Origin of the sequence: Curtobacterium sp. MCJR17_020 (assembly GCF_003234365.2) — a bacterium.
In the GTDB taxonomy this organism is placed as follows: Bacteria; Actinomycetota; Actinomycetes; order Actinomycetales; family Microbacteriaceae; genus Curtobacterium.
On record NZ_CP126260.1, the window covers coordinates 1,446,739 to 1,465,302 of the forward strand.

General features: G+C 71.3%; 13 protein-coding genes. 8 read left to right on the forward strand and 5 right to left on the reverse strand.

Annotated elements, in window-relative coordinates; genetic code table 11:
• Positions 1-21: 21 nt before the first annotated feature.
• Both DEJ14_RS06930 and DEJ14_RS06935 read left to right on the forward strand, forming a co-directional pair.
• Positions 22-2,037, forward strand: a complete 2,016-nt coding sequence (locus DEJ14_RS06930; protein ID WP_111086987.1) for a beta-galactosidase — start codon at positions 22-24, stop codon at positions 2,035-2,037.
• Entirely contained in the window at positions 2,034-4,196 is a 2,163-nt protein-coding gene (locus tag DEJ14_RS06935) for an alpha-galactosidase (protein ID WP_258373408.1), read from the forward strand. Before DEJ14_RS06930 ends, DEJ14_RS06935 begins: the two co-directional genes overlap by 4 nt.
• 206 nt (positions 4,197-4,402) lie before the next feature.
• On the opposite strand, the gene DEJ14_RS06940 is transcribed toward DEJ14_RS06935, so the two are convergent.
• Positions 4,403-7,030, reverse strand: a complete 2,628-nt coding sequence (locus DEJ14_RS06940; protein ID WP_111086986.1) for a glycoside hydrolase family 2 protein — start codon at positions 7,028-7,030, stop codon at positions 4,403-4,405.
• Between the two features lie 117 nt (positions 7,031-7,147).
• Here DEJ14_RS06940 and DEJ14_RS06945 point away from each other — a divergent pair, with 117 nt between their 5' ends.
• The 6 genes from DEJ14_RS06945 to DEJ14_RS06970 are packed head-to-tail and all read left to right on the forward strand — an operon-like array spanning position 7,148 to position 14,762.
• Positions 7,148-8,833 (forward strand): ABC transporter substrate-binding protein, encoded by a 1,686-nt coding sequence (locus DEJ14_RS06945; protein ID WP_111086985.1) that lies wholly within the window; start codon positions 7,148-7,150, stop codon positions 8,831-8,833.
• A 34-nt stretch (positions 8,834-8,867) separates the two neighbouring features.
• A complete protein-coding gene (locus DEJ14_RS06950) occupies positions 8,868-9,857 on the forward strand; it encodes an ABC transporter permease (RefSeq protein WP_111086984.1) in 990 nt (329 codons plus the stop codon).
• A 12-nt stretch (positions 9,858-9,869) separates the two neighbouring features.
• Positions 9,870-10,904 carry an ABC transporter permease gene (locus DEJ14_RS06955; RefSeq protein ID WP_181437679.1) on the forward strand — a complete coding sequence of 345 codons (1,035 nt, stop codon included), beginning with the start codon at positions 9,870-9,872 and terminating at the stop codon, positions 10,902-10,904.
• The gene (locus DEJ14_RS06960) at positions 10,901-11,773 is read left to right on the forward strand and encodes an ABC transporter ATP-binding protein (RefSeq protein ID WP_181437678.1); all 873 of its coding nucleotides are present in this window, start codon (positions 10,901-10,903) and stop codon (positions 11,771-11,773) included. The genes DEJ14_RS06955 and DEJ14_RS06960 overlap by 4 nt, the downstream gene beginning before the upstream one ends.
• On the forward strand, positions 11,770-12,663 hold the full coding sequence (locus DEJ14_RS06965; RefSeq protein ID WP_111086983.1) for an ABC transporter ATP-binding protein: 894 nt from the start codon (positions 11,770-11,772) through the stop codon (positions 12,661-12,663). The genes DEJ14_RS06960 and DEJ14_RS06965 overlap by 4 nt, the downstream gene beginning before the upstream one ends.
• Complete coding sequence (locus tag DEJ14_RS06970; protein WP_111086982.1) at positions 12,624-14,762, forward strand: glycoside hydrolase family 36 protein; 2,139 nt, start codon at positions 12,624-12,626, stop codon at positions 14,760-14,762. Before DEJ14_RS06965 ends, DEJ14_RS06970 begins: the two co-directional genes overlap by 40 nt.
• 104 nt (positions 14,763-14,866) lie before the next feature.
• On the opposite strand, the gene DEJ14_RS06975 is transcribed toward DEJ14_RS06970, so the two are convergent.
• The 4 genes from DEJ14_RS06975 to DEJ14_RS06990 are packed head-to-tail and all read right to left on the reverse strand — an operon-like array spanning position 14,867 to position 18,379.
• Complete coding sequence (locus DEJ14_RS06975) at positions 14,867-15,493, reverse strand: response regulator transcription factor (protein ID WP_111086981.1); 627 nt, start codon at positions 15,491-15,493, stop codon at positions 14,867-14,869.
• Complete coding sequence (locus DEJ14_RS06980; RefSeq protein ID WP_181437677.1) at positions 15,490-16,692, reverse strand: sensor histidine kinase; 1,203 nt, start codon at positions 16,690-16,692, stop codon at positions 15,490-15,492. The genes DEJ14_RS06975 and DEJ14_RS06980 overlap by 4 nt, the downstream gene beginning before the upstream one ends.
• 53 nt (positions 16,693-16,745) lie before the next feature.
• On the reverse strand, positions 16,746-17,543 hold the full coding sequence (locus DEJ14_RS06985; protein WP_111086979.1) for an ABC transporter permease: 798 nt from the start codon (positions 17,541-17,543) through the stop codon (positions 16,746-16,748).
• On the reverse strand, positions 17,540-18,379 hold the full coding sequence (locus DEJ14_RS06990; RefSeq protein ID WP_111086978.1) for an ABC transporter ATP-binding protein: 840 nt from the start codon (positions 18,377-18,379) through the stop codon (positions 17,540-17,542). Before DEJ14_RS06990 ends, DEJ14_RS06985 begins: the two co-directional genes overlap by 4 nt.
• Positions 18,380-18,564: the final 185 nt, after the last annotated feature.

Sequence of the window (18,564 nt, forward strand, 5' to 3'; positions counted from 1 at the left end):
CCACCCATCGAAGGAGATGCCGTGACCGCTGCCCCCACCGTCCCGTGGCCGACCGACGGCCTGTCGTTCGGCGGCGACTACAGCCCTGAACAGTGGCCGCGCGAGGTCTGGCTCGAGGACGTCCGCCTGATGCGCGAGGCCGGGGTGAACCTGGTCACGATCGGGGTCTTCTCGTGGGCGCTGCTCGAGCGGTCGCCGGGGGAGTACACCTTCGACTGGCTCGACGACGTCATCGCCCTGCTCCACGACAACGGCATCGCCGTGGACCTCGCGACGCCGACCGCTGCCCCGCCGAACTGGCTGCTGACCGCCCACCCCGAGGTACTGCCGGTGGACGCCACGGAACGTCGTGAGCGTCCGGGCGGACGCCTCGGGTGGTGTGCGGCGTCGACGGTCTTCCGCGAGCACGCCCTGCGGATCGTCGGTGCCCTGGCCGAACGGTACGGGCACCACCCCGCGGTGCGGCTCTGGCACGTGAGCAACGAGCTCGGTGGCGGGAACGGCCGCTGCTACTGCGAGGAGTCGGCAGCGGATTTCCGGCGCTGGCTCGCCGACCGGTACGGGGACGTCGACACCGCGAACGCCGCGTGGGGGACGGCCTTCTGGGGACACACCTACACGTCCTTCGACGAGGTCTCACCCCCGCGTGGTGTCGGCGGTGCGCCGAACCCCGGCCTCTTCCTGGACTTCGAGCGGTACTCGTCCGACGCCCTCCTCCGGCACTTCGACGCCGAGAAGGCCGTCATCGAGCAGCACTCGGACGTCCCCGTCACGACGAACTTCATGGTCGGTGCGGGATCGCAGGTCGTCGACTACGCCGAGTGGGCGAAGCACGTCGCGATCCCGGCGAACGACCACTACACGCTCGTCGACGACCCGCACCGTGAGCAGGACCTCGCCCTCGCCGCCGACCGGATGCGCGGCGTCACCGTCGACCGCACCCCGTGGTTGCTCATGGAGCACTCGACGGGCGGCCCGAGCTGGCAGCAGCGCAACCGGGCGAAGGAACCGGGCGAGATCCTGCGCAACTCGCTCGTGCACGTCGCCCGCGGGTCTGACGGCGCACTGTTCTTCCAGTGGCGGGCCTCCACCGCGGGGGCCGAGCAGTTCCACTCCGCGATGGTCCCGCACGCCGGCACCCGCACCCGGATCTGGCGCGAGGTCGTCGCGCTCGGCCGGGCACTCCGCGACCTCGCCCCCGTGCAGGGCAGCCGCGTCGAACCGGCCCGGGTCGCGATCGTCGTCGACGAGCCGTCCGGCTGGGCGCTGCAGTCCGGGCTGAAGCCGCACCGAGCACTGCGGTACTCGCGAGAGCTCCGTGCCTGGTACGCCGCGTTCCACGACCGGCAGGTGCTCACCGACGTCGTGGCCTCGGACGCGGACCTCGACGGCTACGACGTGGTCGTCGTCCCCACGATGCTCATCGCCGACGACGCCACCGCCGCACGGATCGCCGCGGTGGTCGACCGCGGCGCGACGCTCATCGTCACCTACCTGTCCGGCGTCGCCGACGAGACCGCCCGCATCCGCGCCGGCGGTTACCCGGGCGCGTTCCGGCAGGTGCTCGGCGCCTGGAGCGAGGAGTTCACCCCACTGCAGCGCGACGAGACCCGCACGCTCGACGACGGCGGGACCGTCACCGACTGGGCCGAGGCCGTCGTGGTCGACGACGCCGACGTCGTGCTCCGGTACACGGACGGGCCGCTCGCCGACCGCGCAGCGGTCACCCGCCGCGCCGTCGGCGGCGGCGCCTGGTACGTGTCCGCGATGCTGCCTGCCCAGAGCACCCAGCGGCTCGTGGACCGGGTCATCGAGGAGCGCGCGCTCCCGCGGACGGTCACCGCGCCTCCCGGCCTGGAGGCGGTGCGCCGCGTCCACGACGACGGATCCGTGTTCCTGTTCCTCGTCAACCACCACGCGGACGACGTGACGGTCGTCGCGTCCGGTACGGACCTGCTCGACGGTTCCGGCCACGGGCCGGAGACCGTCGTGCCCGCCGGTCGCGTCCGCGTCCTGCGTGAGGAGCGTGCGTCGTGACCGTCGTCGACCGCGACCCGGCGCCGTCGCGCGCACGCGACGGACGGCAGGTGCACGCCCTGCGCGGCGGCGGAGTGTCACTCGTGCTGGCGACCGCCGACGACGGGCTGCCGGAGGTGCTGCACTGGGGCCGCGACGTCGGACCCGTCGCGGACGGCGACGGCGACGACCTCCGGCTCGCGGTCGGACGGCCGCTCGGACCGAGCGCCCTCGACGCGGCCTGGCCGCTGACCGTGCTGCCGACCGAACGCGACGGGTGGGAGGGGCGACCAGCGATCGCCGGGCACGTCGACGGGCTGCCGCTCGTGCCGCGGTGGCGCGACGTCGAGGTGACCGCGGAGCCGGGCGCACTGGTCGTGACCGCGGTGTCCGACGAACTGCTGCTGCGGAGTGCCTTCCGGCTCGACGCCGCGGGGGTGCTGCGCGTCGGGCACACCGTGACGAACGGGGCCGCCGTGCCCGTGCACCTGCAGGCGCTCGAGGCGACGCTGCCCGTGGACGAACGGGTCGGTGAGGTGCTCGACCTGGCCGGACGCTGGACCCGGGAGCGCACCCCGCAGCGTCGGACCCTGACCGCCGGCAGCCACGCGCGGGAGAGCCGCCGCGGTCGCACCGGCCACGACGCCCCGACGCTGCTCGTGCTCGGGACGCCCGGGTTCTCGGATGCTTCCGGTGCGGTCTGGGGCGTGCACCTGGCCTGGAGCGCCGACTCGGTGCACCGGTACGACGTGCTCGCCGAAGCGCGACCGCTGCTCGGTGCCGGGGAACTCCTGCGCGCCGGCGAGGTCGTCCTCGGGCAGGGGGAGTCCTTCGCCGCGCCCGACGCCGTCTTCGTCTGGAGCGACGCCGGGCTCGACGGGCTGTCCGACCGGCTGCACGACTCGCTCCGCAGCCGCCCCGGTCACCCGAAGCGCTCCCGGCCGGTGGTGCTCAACACGTGGGAGGCCGTCTACTACCGGCAGGGCCTCGCGCCCCTGGTCGCCCTGGCGGAGACCGCCGCGGACATCGGCGTCGAGCGGTTCGTGCTCGACGACGGCTGGTTCCTCGGACGGCGCTCGGACTCGACGTCGCTGGGGGACTGGCGCGTCGACCCGACGGTGTGGCCGGACGGCCTCGGGCCGCTCGTCGACCGGGTCCGCGGACTCGGCATGGAGTTCGGGCTGTGGTTCGAACCCGAGATGGTGAGCCCGGTGTCCGAGCTCGCGGGGGCGCACCCCGAGTGGCTGCTGCAGCGCCCCGAGGACGACGTCCGCACCTGGCGGAACCAGTACGTGCTCGACATGGCGAACCCGCTCGCGCGGGCGTACGTGCTCGAGGCGATGTCCGCCGTGATCGGGGCGCACCACGTCGACTTCGTGAAGTGGGACCAGAACCGCGACATCGTGCACGCGGTCCACGCCGGACGTGCCGGCATCGACGCGCACACCCGCGGGGTCTGGACGCTGATGGACGCCCTGCGCGCCCGGCACCCGTGGCTCGAGATCGAGGCGTGCGCGAGCGGCGGTGCCCGGGTGGACCTCGGCGTGCTGGAGCGCACCGACCGGGTGTGGCCGTCGGACTCGAACGACGCGTTCGAACGCCTGCCGATCCAGCGGTGGACCGAGGCACTGCTGCCGCTCGAGCTGATCGGCTCGCACGTCGGCCCCGAGGTCTCGCACACCACCGGGCGGCACCTCGACCTGGACTTCCGGATGGCGGTGTCGCTGTTCGGGTCCGCCGGCATCGAGACCGACGTCACCCGGCTGTCCCCGCCGGAGCTCGACCGGCTGCGGGCGTGGACGGCGTTGTACAAGCGGGAGCGCGGGCTGCTGCACACCGGGCGCCTGCGGCACCTGGAGCTCGGCGACCCCGGGCTCGTGGCGACCTCGGTCGTGGCCGTCGACCGGTCGCGGGCACTGGTGCGGGTCGCACGGACCGAGACCGGGCCGCGGTCGCTGCCGGTGCCGTTGCGGATGCGGGGGCTCGACCGGGCTCGGCGCTACCGGCTCGCCCCCGTCACCGGGCTGCGGGTGCCGCACGGGCTCGACATGGTGCCGCCGGCGTGGCTCGTGCGCGGGCACCTGGAGCTGTCGGGCGCGGTGCTCGAGGACGTCGGGGCGCGGCTGCCGCTGCTGGCCCCCGCGACCGCGATCGTGTTCGAGTTGGCCGCGCTCGACTGACCCGCCCTGCCGGCCGCCGCGGTGGTGCAGGCGCGGCCCAGCCGAGCGGGCGAAATGCCCGGGTGCCTGACGTGGGAACCCGGGCATTTCGCCCGCTCGCGGTCCGTGCATGCCGCGCGGGCGATACATCCGGGTGCTCGGCGTGGGAACCCGGGCCTTTCGCCCGCTCGCGGATGGCCCGCGCCGAGCGCGGCGGGCGGCCCGCGTCAGGGGAGGAGCGAGCCCGCGTGGCGGAGGACGAACGGGCCGACGAGCGCCTCGGCGTCGATGCTCGGCGCACCCGTCACCGTGAAGGTCACCGACTCGCCGGCCAGCAGGGACACCAGTCCGTCGTCGACCCGAGCGGCCGGGTCCACACGGTCCGGGAACAGCGAGACGTCCCGCGCGTAGGACGTCGCCGTCACCGTCACGACCGCCCCGTCATCCGTCCCCGTGACCGACGTGGACAGCGGCGAGCGGGCGAGCACCTGGTCGACGACCTCGGCGAAGTCGAACACCGTGCGGGTTCCTGCTCCGGTGACGACGAGCACCTCGGATCCGGCGTCCCCGGGCACGGCGAGCGAGGCCGGCAGCGTGACCCGGTCGGCTTCGGCGGGCGCAGCGGCGAGCGAGAACGACGACGAGTCGAGCACCGTGCCGTCGAACGCGACGCGGGAGACCGTGACCTCGTCGGCGACCGGCGCCCCGGACGCGTTCACGAGCACGACGTCGAGCCCACCAGCAGCGCCGGCGGCGCCCGCAGCCCCGACCGCAGACGGCTGCACCGTGAGCAACACCGGCTGGTACGCCTGCCGCACCGCGTACCAGACCGGCTTCCGGATGCCCGCGTGGTCGACGAGCGCCCAGGACACCACGGGCCAGTCGTCGTTGAGCTGCCAGACGATCATCCCGGTGTTGTCGGGCGTGCGGGACCGGAACCACTCCATGCCGAAGCGGATCGCGTGCGCCTGGTTGAGCTGCGCGGCGAAGTGCCAGTCCTCGATGCTCGTCGGTGCGGGCAGGTGCCCGCGCATGCCGTCGGCGAGCTTCCGGTTGCCCTGGTCGGCCTTCTGGTGCACGAGCATCTCGTGGCCGTCGGGGTCGAGCGGGTCGTCGTGCACCACCGCGGTGAGGGTCGACCAGGCGGGCGGGCCCTGGAACCCGAACTCCGCCACGAACCGCGGGTTCCAGTCGGCGTAGGCCCGGTAGCCGAGCCGGTTCCAGACGTCCCAGATGTGCACGCTGCCGTTGCGCTCGTCGTTCGGCGTCAGGTACTCGTCGAACGAGAACGGGCTGCCCGGCGTGTACGGACGGGTCGGGTCGAGCTCGGCGACGATCGAGGGCAGGAGCGAGCGGTAGTAGCCGTTGCCCCAGGTCCGGCCGACGAGCGACGGCCGCCAGCCCCACTCGGCGTACGCGACGAGGTTCTCGTTGTTGCCGTTCCACACCACGAGCGACGGGTGCGGGCTGAGCCGGGTGACGGCTTCGCGGACCTCGGGCTCGACCTCGTCGGCGAGCCAGGACTCCTCGGCGTAGGCGGCGCAGGCGAACAGGAAGTCCTGCCAGACGAGCACGCCGAGCTCGTCGCAGCGGTCGTACAGGTCGTCGGACTCGTAGATCCCGCCGCCCCAGACGCGGAGCAGGTTGACGTTCGCGTCGATCGCGTCGTCGATCCGGTCGGCGTAGCGCTCGGGCGTCATCTCGGTCAGGTACGCGTGGTCGGGGATCCAGTTCGCGCCCCGCACGATCACCGGCCGGTCGTTCACCCGGAGCAGGAACGGGGCTCCGCCGGCGTCGGCGGCCGTGTCGAGCGTCACGGTGCGGAACCCGACGCGGCCGGTCCAGACGTCGTCGCCGACCTCGACCCGGACGTCGTACAACGGCTGGTCGCCCTCGCCGCGCGGCCACCAGACGCCGACGTCGGGGACCTCGAGCCGCACGACGGCGGAGCCGGTCGTGCGGGCCGGGCCGGTCACGACGGGGCGCGCGCCGACGACCCGGCCGGCGGTGTCCGCGGTGTCGGCGGGGCGGACGGGAGGCTCGGTGTCGGAACCGGGGCGCGCTGCGGACGCGTGGTGCGGGGCCAGGGTGATCCGGGCCTCCAGTCCGGCACCCGCGTCACCGCCTGCGGACGCGACGGGCGCGCTGCCGATGGCCTGCGAGAAGGCGCCCGAGGAGCCCGCGAACTCGACGTCGACGTGCGCGGTGAGCACGCCGGTGGTGCCGTCGACGTCGACGAGGGGGCGGACGGCCGCGATGCGGGCGCCGCTCCACGACTCGATGCCGATCGACTTCCAGATGCCGCTCGTGGCGACGTCGATGCCCCAGTCCCAGCCGAAGTTCGACGCGTTCTTGCGGAGCGCGTTGTACGGGTGGTGGTTGACGTGGGGGAGTTCGCCGCCGTGCAGGGCGGACAGCCGTTCGGCCGCGGGGACCGGGGCGTCGAAGGTGATCACGAGCTCGTTCGTGCCGCGGCGCAGCAGGTGCCCGACGGGGAACCGGTACGCGCGGTGCTGGTTCGCGGTGGTGGCGACGACGATGCCGTTCAGCTCGATCGTCGCGAGGGTGTCGAGACCCTCGGCGACCAGGTCGTGGCGGGCGTGCGTGGTCGGGCCCGTGCCGGTCTCGCCCGACCACGCGAAGGTGCGGCGGTACCGCCACACCGTGTCGCTGATCCACTGGGTCGCGGCCTCGTTGTCGCCGTCGAACGGGTCGGGGATCCGGCCCGCCCGCAGCAGGTCGGTGTGCACGCAGCCGGGCACGATCGCGGCGATCGGTTCCCGGTGTGCATCGGCCTGCGCCGGTCCGTGCACCGCCTCGACCGTCCACGTGCCGTCCAGGGTGGTCCGCTCCATTGCGTCTCCTCAATCGTGACGGGGCCGTGACCCGACCCCTTGACCGCCTTAGTTTACGCGTGTAACAATCACGCTCACAACGTGGATCCTGCGACGACGCAGACCGAGAGGACAACGATGTTCAACCCAACCCGTTCACGGCTCGCCATCGGCGCCGCCGTCCTCCTCGCCGCCGGCCTCGCGCTGAGCGGCTGCAGCGCGAGCGGCAACGCCAGCACGAAGGACGACGCCGCCTCGACCCTGGTCGCCTACACCGGACAGTCCGGCGACTACCAGATCAACTTCAACCCGTGGTCACCGTCGAACATCGGCGGCGTCGGCACGATCTACGAGTCGCTGTTCTTCATCACCAACGTCAACACGAACGACCCGAAGCCGCTGCTCGGCAAGTCGTACGAGTGGAACACCGACGGTACGCAGCTCACCATCACGCTGCGCGACGGGGCGACCTGGAGCGACGGCGAGCCCTTCACCTCGAAGGACGTCGTGTTCACGCTCGACATGCTCAAGAAGCAGAAGGCCCTGAACTCGATCGGCTACGACGGCACTGCGAAGGCCGACGGCGACTCCACGGTCGTCGTGACGTTCGACAAGCCGTCGTTCGTGCTCGGCCCGAACCTGCTCGGCAAGACCTGGATCGTGCCCGAGCACCTGTGGAAGGACATCGACCCGACCACCGACGTCGTGCGCGAGCCCGTCGGTACCGGTCCGTACACGCTCGGCACCTTCAAGGCGCAGGCATTCACCCTCGAGGCGAACAAGAAGTACTGGGACGGTGCCCCGGCCGTGAAGACCATCCGCTACCTGTCGCTCTCCGGCAACACCGCTGGCGCCGACGCGCTCAAGCAGGGCTCGATCGACTGGCAGACCGGCCCGGTGCCGAACATGGACGACATCGCCGGCAACTACAACGGCTACGACGGCATCACCGTCGGCCAGAACCAGATGGCGCTGCTCACCTGCGCGAACACCGACCTCGGCTGCACCGGCCCGCAGACCGACCCGGCCGTGCGTCACGCCATCGCCGACGCGATCAACCGCAAGCAGCTCAACTCGCTGGCGTTCGAGAACACCGCGAGCGAGATCTCGCCGACCTTCGCGCTCACCACGACGCAGAAGGACACCATCTCGAAGGACATCGAGCCGGCCGTGATGCCGGAGACGGCCGACAAGGCCGCCGCCGCGTCGACACTCGAGGACGCCGGGTGGAAGAAGGGCTCGGACGGCATCTACGCCAAGGACGGCAAGAAGCTTTCCCTGACCGTCGAGGTCGTCACCGGCTGGACCGACTACATCACCGCGATCGACACGATGACGCAGCAGCTCAAGGCCGCGGGCATCGAGCTCAAGGCGCAGCAGTCGTCGTGGAACGAGTGGACCGACAAGAAGACCAAGGGCAACTTCGAGCTCGCGATCGACTCGCTCGGCCAGGGCCCGACGGCGAACCCGTACTACCTGTACAACAACTACTTCACGACGGCGAACACCGCGAAGGTCGGCGCAGCAGCCCCGATGAACATCTCGCGGTACAGCAACCCCGACGTGGACAAGGCCATCGCGAAGCTCGCGACGATCGACCCGTCCGACGCCGCTGCGACGCAGCCGGAGATCGACACGATCCAGCAGCACATCGTCGAGGACCTGCCGTACATCCCGGTGATGACCGGCGGCACGACGAGTGAGTTCCACGCGGCGAAGTTCACCGGCTGGCCCACGACGGACGACCTCTACGCCTTCCCGGCGGTCTGGGCGAGCCCGGACAACGCCGAGATCTTCAAGGCGCTGAAGCCGGCGAAGGGCTGACCACGATGGGATCGCGACCGAGGAGCACTCGACGATGACCTACTTCCTGCGCAAGATCGGCTTCTACATCGTCGCCCTGTGGGCAGCGCTGACGCTGAACTTCATCATCCCGCGGCTGCTGCCCGGGAACCCGGTGGACATCCTGCTCGCCAAGCTCCAGCAGCGCGGCGGGCAGGTGACCCCGGCGACACGGCAGGCGTACGAGCTGCTCCTCGGTGGCGATTCCTCGGAGCCGCTGATCTCCCAGTACGGCCACTACCTGGTCAACGTGTTCCGCGGTGACCTCGGGGTGTCCGTCAGCTACTTCCCGGCCCCCGTCACCGAGGTCATCGCGAGCTCGCTGCCGTGGACCATCGCCCTGGTCGGCATCGCCACCATCCTGGCCGCCATCATCGGCGTCGGTCTCGGCGCCTTCGTCGGCTGGCGTCCGGGCACCTGGCTCGACTCGTTCGTGCCGGCCACCACCCTGCTCGCCGCGGTGCCGTACTTCTGGCTCGCGCTGATCCTGGTGTACTTCTTCGCCACCGGCATCCACCTGTTCCCGGCCCAGGGCGGCTACGACGTCATCCTGACCCCCGGGTTCAACTGGGACTTCATCGCCTCGGCGATCCAGTACGGGGTGCTGCCGGCCGTGACGATCGTGCTCGCATCGCTGGGCGGCTGGCTGCTCGGCATGCGCAACATGATGGTGTCGACGCTGTCCGAGGACTACATCACCACCGCCCAGGCCAAGGGGCTGTCCGACGGCAAGATCCTGCGGAACTACGCCGCCCGGAACGCCGTGCTGCCCTCGGTCGCCGGCTTCGCGATCTCCCTCGGGTTCATCGTGTCCGGCTCCGTCGTCACCGAGCAGGTGTTCTCGTACCCGGGCATCGGGTCGAAGCTGCTGTCCGCGGTGACCAACAACGACTACGCGCTCATGCAGGGGATCTTCCTGTTCATCACCCTGGCGGTCCTCGGCGCGAACCTCGTCGTCGACCTGCTGTACGGGCTCATCGACCCGCGGACGCGGGCGCGGAGCTAGGGAGGACACGCCATGACCAACATCCAGCAGGACACCGAACCCACCATCGGCGCACTCGCCGAGGAAGCCGACGCCGGGTCGACGCGGAGCATCGCCACGGCCCGCGCGACACGACCGAAGGGCGGCATCCGCCGTTTCCTGCCGACCCTGACCCCGTGGCTGATCACGGGCATCGCCCTCGTCGCCGGCGTCACGCTGTTCGGCGTCCTCGGGCCGCTGCTCGTCGGCGACCCGACCACCATCCGCGGCTCCGGGCTGCAGGGACCGAGCGGCGAGAACCTGCTCGGGACGACCCAGACCGGGCAGGACGTCCTCGCCCAGCTCGCCTACGCCACCCGCGGCAGCCTGCAGATCGGCCTGATCGTCGGCGTCCTCGCCACGGTGCTGTCCGCGTTCTTCGGGATCCTGGGCGCCTACCTGGGCGGGATCATGGACGAAGCGTTCTCGCTGTTCTCGAACGTGTTCCTCGTCATCCCCGGCCTGCCGCTCGTCATCGTCATCTCGGGCCTGGTCCCGCGCGAGGCCCGCGGGCTCTGGACCATCGCCGTCGTCCTCGCGATCACCTCGTGGGCCGGGTCCGCCCGGGTCCTGCGCGCGCAGACGATGTCGATCCGCAACCGCGACTACGTCTCCGCCGCCCGTGTCGCCGGCGAACGACCCTGGCGGGTCATCGCCGTCGAGATCCTGCCGAACCTGCTGCCCGTCCTGGCGTCGCAGTTCGTGTTCGCGGTGATCGCCGCGATCCTCGGGGAAGCGGGATTGTCGTTCCTCGGCCTCGGGGCGTCGAACTCGTCGACGCTCGGCACCATGCTCTTCTACGCCCAGAACGGCTTCGCGCTGGCGAACGGGGCCTGGTGGTGGTTCGTGCCGCCCGGCCTGCTCATCGCCCTGCTCGGCATGGGGCTGTCCCTGGTGAACTTCTCGATCGACGAGGTCATCAACCCGCGACTGGCGAACGTACGTGCCCAGCGGCGACGCGAACGTCGCGCCAAGCGGGCCGCCCGCGCCTCGCGTTCCGCACGCACCACGAAGGAGTTCGTCCGATGAGTGCCGAAGCCGTGCTGACGATCGACCACCTCGACGTCGTCTACGAGACCGAACACCCCGTGCACGCCGTCAAGGACGTGTCGCTCACCCTGGCGCCCGGCGAGATCCTCGGGCTCGCGGGGGAGTCCGGCTGCGGCAAGACGACCCTGGCCTACGCGATCACCCGGCTGCACCGGCCGCCGGCGAAGGTCGCCTCGGGCAGCATCACGTTCCACGACCGCGACGGCACCGACATCGACCTGCTCGGGCTGCCGCACGAGCAGCTACGGGCCGTGCGCTGGTCGAAGCTGTCGATGGTGTTCCAGGGCGCGATGAACGCCCTCAACCCGGTCACCACCATCCGGGCGCAGCTCGACGACGCCCTGAAGGAACACCGGCGCGACCTGGGCCGCAAGGAGCGGCGCGCGATCGCCGAGGACGCCCTGAGCCGTGTCGGCGTCGACCCGTCCCGCATCACCGCGTACCCGCACGAGCTGTCCGGCGGCATGCGGCAGCGCGTGATGATCGCGATGGCCATGCTGCTCGAACCGCAGATCATGATCATGGACGAGCCCACCACCGCGCTCGACGTCGTGGTGCAGCGCGAGATCCTGCGCGAGATCGTCCGCCTGCGCGACGAGCTCGGGTTCGCCGTCGTGTTCATCACGCACGACCTGCCGCTGCTGCTCGAGATCAGCGACCGCATCGCGATCATGCTGCGCGGCGAGGTCGTCGAGTGCGACCGGGCCTCGGTCATCCAGCACGACCCGAAGCACCCGTACACGCAGAAGCTGCTGCAGTCGTTCCCGAGCCTGTCCGGGGAGCGCGGCGCATTCATCCGCTCCGGCGTCGACGACCACGCGGCCGCCGTCCACGAGGAGATCCGATGACCAGTGTGACCGTCAGCCACCTCGGCAAGGACTTCCACACCCGCAAGGGTCTGAAGCGCACCACCCTGCACGCCGTCGACGACGTGTCGTTCGAGCTGCTGCCCGGGAAGACCGTGGCGTTGGTGGGGGAGTCCGGCTCGGGCAAGTCCACCATCGCCCGGATGCTCGCCAAGCTCGAGAGCACCACCCGCGGCTCGATCGACGTGCGGCTCGAGGACGGCACCCCCGTCGTCGGCAGCATGTACCGCCGGCACGTGCAGATGGTGTTCCAGGACCCCTTCGCGTCGCTCAACCCGTTCCACTCGATCGAGCACCACATCGCCCGGCCGCTCCAGCTGCACCACCGCGCTCGGGGCGCCGACGAGACCGCCGCGAAGGTGCGGGAACTGCTCGGCCGCGTCAACCTCGACGAGGACTTCGCGAGCCGCCGACCGCACGAGCTCTCCGGCGGGCAGCGGCAGCGCGTCGCCATCGCCCGCGCACTCGCCCCGGGTGCCCAGGTGCTCATCGCCGACGAACCGGTGTCGATGCTCGACGTGTCGATCCGGCTCAGCGTGCTCAACCTGATGGGACGCCTGCAGCGCGAGGACCACCTCGCCGTGCTGTACATCACGCACGACCTGGCGACCGCACGCCACTTCTCCGACGAGATCCTGGTGCTCTACCGCGGCCGGGTCGTCGAACGCGGGCCCTCCGACGCCGTGATCCTCGACCCGCAGCACGACTACACCCGACTGCTCGCCGAGGCCGCCCCCGACCCGGAGCGCATCGACCGCAAGGTGACCTCGGGCAGCGCCCTCGACCGCTCGAAGATCGACAACACCACCTGCTACGACCACGGTGTCGGCGCGTGGGTGTCGAGCGAGCCGGCACCGGTCGGCGCACGGTGAGCGGAGCCTTCGCCGAGTGGGTCACCCCCGGGTTCTCGGCACGGTTCCGGATCGGCGACGACCAGCCCGCCGCGCTCGTGTCGTTCGTGGCTGCCGGCGGAGCGCTCGCCGACGGACCCGACGATCCGCAGCCGCTGGTCGAGCTGACCACCGTCGGGCACGGGCGGTTCCCGGGCGGGTACCGGCACGTGGACTCCACGATCGGGGCGCGACTGCGACCCGTGTCGTGGCGTGTGTCCGACGACGTGACCGATCCGTGGTTCCGGATCGTGCAGGCGGACGCGGCCACGGGCCTCCAGGTCGAGTCGGTGTTCTGGGCGCGCGCCGACGTCCCGGGGTTCCAGACCTGGACCGAGGTGTCCGCCGACGACGGCGAGCACGTCGTGGACTTCGTGTCGTCGTTCGCGACCGGGGCGTTCCTGACGGACTCCGGGGTCGGCGTCGACGACCTGGCCCTCGTGCACTCGGACAACGACTGGGCGGCCGAGAGCCGGTGGCGGACCGATCCGCTGCGGTCGATCGGACTCGCGGCGATCGACCGCGAGGCGCAGCACCACCCGCCCCGCAGCCGCGCGGTCGTGCAGAACCGGGGGTCGTGGTCGACGGGAGAGGCCCTGCCGATCGGGGTGCTGCAGGCGGACGGCGCTGTGCCGGCTCCGTACGCGCTCGTGTGGCAGATCGAGCACAACGGGCCGTGGCTGTACGAACTCGGCGAGACCCGGCGGCACGCGTACGTGCTGCTGAGCGGACCGACCGACCAGGAACACCAGTGGACGGCCGTCGTCGCTCCGTGGCAGCCGTTCGTGTCCGTCCCGGTGTCGGTGGGGATCGCCGGCTCGGTCGGTGGCGCGTTCGAGGTGCTCACGGCGCAGCGTCGGGCGTTCCGGCACGAGCGCGAGGCCGATCGAGCCCTGCCGCTCGTGTTCAACGACTACATGAACACGCTCATGGGCGACCCGACCACCGAGAAGCTGCTCCCGCTGATCGACGCCGCTGCCGACGCCGGAGCGGACCTGTTCTGCATCGACGCCGGCTGGTACGCCGAGGGGCACTGGTGGGACACCGTCGGAGCGTGGGAGGAGGCTGCGTCGCGGTTCCCGACGGGGCTCGGGTCCGTCATCGACCACATCCGGTCGCAGGGTATGCAGGCCGGGCTGTGGCTCGAGCCCGAGGTCATCGGCATCCACTCGCCGCTGGCGATCTCGCTGCCGTCGTCGGCCTTCGTGCACCACCACGGTGTGCGGGTCGCGGAGCACGGACGGCACCTGCTCGACCTCCGTACGCCGGAGGCTCGGGCGCACCTGGACGCGGTCGTCGACCGGCTGGTCGGGGAGCTCGGGGTGACGTTCTTCAAGATGGACAACAACACGATGACGGGGGCGTTCGCCGGGATGCTCGACCACCAGCGGGCGCTGCTCGACTGGCTCGACACCGTGCAGGCCCGGTACCCGTCGCTGCTCATCGAGAACTGCGCCTCGGGAGCGATGCGCGCCGACTCCGCGATGCTGTCCCGGTTGCACATGCAGTCGACCTCGGACCAGCAGGACCCGGTGCTGTCGGCGTCGATCGCCGCCGCTGCCCCCGCCGCGATGCTGCCCGAGCAGGCGGGGAACTGGGCGTACCCGGCGCCGTCGATGTCGCCCGACCTGTTCGACCTGTCGCTCGTGAACGGGGTGCTCGGGCGGATGTACCTGTCGGGCTACCTCAACTCGATGAGCGCATCGCAGCGGGCGGTCGTGCGTTCTGCGATCGAGGCACACCGGACAGTGCTCGAGGTCATCGAGTCGTCGGTGCCGGTGTGGCCGCTCGGGTTGCCGGCGTGGGAGGACCCGTGGCTCGCGCTCGGCTTGCGCGCTGTGTCGGGCGATCTGTATTTGTCGGTGTGGTCGCTGCCCGGTGCGTCGGGAACGGTGTCGTTGCCGCTGCCGGGCTTCGCCGGGCGGGTGGTCGTCGTCGAGCCGCTGTTCCCCACGGCGCTCGGGTCGTGGTCCGTGGCGTGGGATGCCGCCTCGGGCTCGCTCGAGGTCGCCAACGGCGGGGCGACCCCCACAGCGCGGGTGCTCCGCGTCCGACCGGAGGGGGCGGACGCGGAGCACTGAGCGGGGCGCGCGTCGATGGCAGGGCGCGCGTCGCATGGTGAGCAGAAATGGTCGGGTGGCTCTGGTGCACCCGACCATTTCTGCTCACGAAGCGCACCGAGGGTTCAGGGGAACAGGCGGAGCTCCATCGCGCGGGTCACGGCACGGGTGCGGTCGTTGACGCCGAGCTTCTCGAACACGTGCCCGAGGTGCGTCTTCACCGTCGTCTCGCTGAGGAACAGGGCGCGGCCGATCGCCGGGTTCGAGTTGCCCTGGGCGACGAGCTGCAGCACCTCGAGTTCGCGCGGGGTCAGGGACGGGCCCGTCGGGATCCCACCGGTGGCCCGCCTGACGAGCGCAGCCGCGGCAGAGGGGGCAAGGGCGGTCTCGCCCCGCGCCGTCGCCCGCACCCCGGCGAGGATCTCGGACTCCGGGGCCGCCTTGAGCAGGTACCCGGTGGCACCGGCCTCGATGGCGGCGAGGATCTGGTCGTCGGACTCGTACGTCGTCAGGATCAGGACGCGGACGTCCGGTTCCGCCGCGAGGATCTCCGCCGTCGCCGCATCACCGTCGAGCTCCGGCATCCGGAGGTCCATCAGCACGACGTCGGGGCGCTCCGCCAGCACGACGGACACCGCGGCTCGGCCGTCGCTGGCCTGGCCCACCACGTCGATGTCGTCGGCGTCCTGCAGCAGCGCGACGATGCCCGAGCGGACGATCGGGTGATCGTCGGCGACCACGACGCGGATCACCGGGTCACCTCCGCCACGGGGTGACGAACGGCGGACGGGAGGCCCGGTTCGGCTCCGGTGGGCAGGGTCGCCTCGACGACGGTGCCCCGGCCCAGGGCGCTCGTGATCGTGCAGGTACCGCCGGCGAGGGCGAGGCGCTCGCGGAGTCCGCGCAGGCCGTGCCCGGCGGTGGGCTGCTCGGGGTCGAACCCGGCGCCGTCGTCGGTGACCCGCAGCACGGTCTGCTCTTCTTCGCGGAACAGACGGACCTGCACGGAGGCGGAGCCGGCGTGCGCGCGGACGTTGGACAGGGCCTCCTGCGCGACGCGGAGCAGGACCACCTGCGCGTCGCGATCCAGTGCGCACTCGGACGCATCGACAGTCACGGCTGCGCCGGTCTCGCGGGTGTGCCGTTCGGCGAGGCGGTGGAGGGCGCCGGCGAGGCTGTCGCGGGTCATGCCGGCGGCACCGGCTGCGACGAGGGTGCGGGATTCCTCGAGGGCGGCGCGGGCGGACTCCTCGAGGACGGTGAGTCGTTCTTCCAGCGCATCGGAGCGGTCGTTCGCCAGGTCCCCGCGGGCCCGTTCGGTGAGCATGACGATGCCGGCCAGGTTCTGCGCGACGGTGTCGTGGATCTCACGGGCCAGGCGCTCCCGTTCGCTCGCGATGCCCGCCGTGCGGTTCGCGTCGGCGAGGGACTGCTGGGTGGCGCGGAGTTCGTCGACGAGCTGGCGGCGCTCCTCGGACAGACCGGCGACGCTCGAGATCCACACGCCCATCGCGCAGGCACCGATGACGCTGATGCCCTCGATGAGCAGGGTGCTGACCAGCGCGTCCGGTCCCTCGGAGACCTGCAGGCCGATGCCGCTCGCGACGCCGACCGCGATGGACAACAGGACCGCGGTGCGGACCCGCTCGGACTGCACCCACACGAGCGGGAACACGATGCACTGCACGAACGCGGTGCTCGGGACGACGGCCGGCAACACCAGAGCGGCGACGATGACGACCGGCAGGAACGCGACGGCGGCTCGGGGGCTGTCGTAGCCGCGGTGCCCGAACGCGATGTACGCCACGACGAGGACCACCACAGCGAGGTACGCGGGCCAGCGGGTCGACCACGGGGACCAGCCGAGCGCGGTGATCACGGCGGTGAGGAGCATCGTGCCCGCGAAGAACACGTGCAACCACCGGTTGCGCGCCCACGTCTCACCGCTCATGACGACAGCATCCCATCGATGCAGCACCGCGGAGCGGTTCTCCACAGGGCCCATCAGGAGTCCTTGCGGTTCCAGCGGAAGGTGAGGGCGCAGGCCACCGTGCCCCCGACCAGCCACGCGACCAGGACGAGCGTTCCGACGGCGAGGTGCCACGCGCCTCCCGGCTCGGCAGCCGCGAACGCGTCGGGCAGGAAGACGGACCGCATGCCGGACGCCATCCAGCGCAGGGGGAAGACGGACCCGACGTTCTGCAGCCAGTCGGGCAACTGCGTGAAGGGCAGGTAGACGCCGGAGATGAACTGCAGCACCAGGACGATAGGAACGATCGTGGCGGTGGCGCGGCGGCCCTCGCGGGGGAGCGCCGAGATCGCGATGCCGAGGACACAGCTGGTGGCGATGCCGAGGACCATCACGCCGGCGAAGACGCCCCAGTTGCTCGCGGCGGTCGGCAGGTCGACGCCGAACACCAGGCTCGCGATGCCCAGCAGCAGCGCCGTCTGCACGATGGTCGTGACGAGGACCATGCCGATCTTGCCGACGAAGTAGCTCAGGACCGGCAAGGGTGTGCCGCCGAGGCGCTTGAGTGTGCCGTCGCTGCGTTCGGTCGCGATGTCGACGCCGAGGGACTGCGTGCCGGAGAGCAGGATGCCCGTCGCGACCAGGCCGGGCAGGTAGTAGGTGGCGTAGTCGACGCTGACGCCCTGGCCTGCCTGGATGTCAGGGGCGCTGCTGAACGCCACCGAGAAGAGCGCCAACATGATGATCGGGAAGAGGAACGTGAAGAAGACGGCATCGGGGGCACGGAAGTAGGAGCGGATCTCGTACGAGATGCGGCTGGTCGCGGTGTTCACTGCTGGCCCACCATTCCGAGGTAGACGTCCTCGAGGGACGGGCGGATGACTTCGAGGTCGTGCATGGCCGAGGTGCTGCTGCGGACGAGCGCGGTCGGGTCGGTCGTCCGCTCGTCGTGCAGGTCGCCGGCGTCGTCGCGCCAGCGGACCCGTGGTGTGCGGGCTGCGGCGCCGCCGATCTCGTCGATCGGGGCGATGTCGAGCAGTCTCCCGTCGGCGATCACCGCTGCCCGGTCGGCGAGCTGCGCGGCTTCGTCGAGGTAGTGCGTGGTGAGCAGGATCGTCGTGCCCTCGGACTGCACCTGGCGCAGGAGCTCCCAGAACTGCCGGCGTGCCTCGGGGTCGAAGCCCGTGGTCGGTTCGTCGAGGAACAGCACTTCGGGGCGGCCGATGATGCCGAGGGCGACGTCCACGCGACGGCGCTGGCCACCGGAGAGTCGGGCGATGCGGGTGTTGCGCTGGTCCGTGAGCCCGACGGCCCCGAGGAGTTCCTCGGTGCTGCGGTGCTTGGGGTAGAGCGTCGCGAAGTGGTTCAGCTGCTCGGCGACGGTGACGTTCGGGGACTCGGCGCTGGTCTGCAGGACGATGCCGATTCGTGCGTTGTGGCTGCGGCTGGTCCGGGCGGGGTCGTGGCCGAGGACGCGGACCTCGCCGGCGGTGCGGGAGCGGTAGCCCTCGAGGATCTCGACCGTCGTGGACTTGCCGGCGCCGTTCGGGCCGAGGAGGGCGAAGGTCTCGCCGGGCTGGATGACGAAGCTGACGTCATCGACGGCGACCTTGCCGGTGGCGTACTGCTTGCTGAGGTGCTGGACCTCGATGGCGGGGGACTCGGGCATGGGTCCAGCCTGGCCGGTGGGGCGCCGCGGGGGATCGGTGGGGGCGGTGGTGCTGCATCCTCCGATCGGGGGATGGCGCGGGCGCGTCGGTGGACGCGCTTTCGGACGCTCGCGCAGGGAAAGGGCATGTTGTATCCCGGATATCTGCAACTTCAGATTTCGACGGTCTTCTGATTGGCTCTTGA

What these genes read in the sequence shown, in the direction of transcription:
- DEJ14_RS06940 (WP_111086986.1), bottom strand. Translation starts at nt 7,030, where the DNA reads ATGGAGCGGACCACCCTGGACGGCACGTGGACGGTCGAGGCGGTGCAC.
- DEJ14_RS06945 (WP_111086985.1), top strand. Translation starts at nt 7,148, where the DNA reads ATGTTCAACCCAACCCGTTCACGGCTCGCCATCGGCGCCGCCGTCCTC.
- DEJ14_RS06950 (WP_111086984.1), top strand. Translation starts at nt 8,868, where the DNA reads ATGACCTACTTCCTGCGCAAGATCGGCTTCTACATCGTCGCCCTGTGG.
- DEJ14_RS06955 (WP_181437679.1), top strand. Translation starts at nt 9,870, where the DNA reads ATGACCAACATCCAGCAGGACACCGAACCCACCATCGGCGCACTCGCC.
- DEJ14_RS06960 (WP_181437678.1), top strand. Translation starts at nt 10,901, where the DNA reads ATGAGTGCCGAAGCCGTGCTGACGATCGACCACCTCGACGTCGTCTAC.
- DEJ14_RS06965 (WP_111086983.1), top strand. Translation starts at nt 11,770, where the DNA reads ATGACCAGTGTGACCGTCAGCCACCTCGGCAAGGACTTCCACACCCGC.
- DEJ14_RS06980 (WP_181437677.1), bottom strand. Translation starts at nt 16,692, where the DNA reads ATGAGCGGTGAGACGTGGGCGCGCAACCGGTGGTTGCACGTGTTCTTC.
- DEJ14_RS06990 (WP_111086978.1), bottom strand. Translation starts at nt 18,379, where the DNA reads ATGCCCGAGTCCCCCGCCATCGAGGTCCAGCACCTCAGCAAGCAGTAC.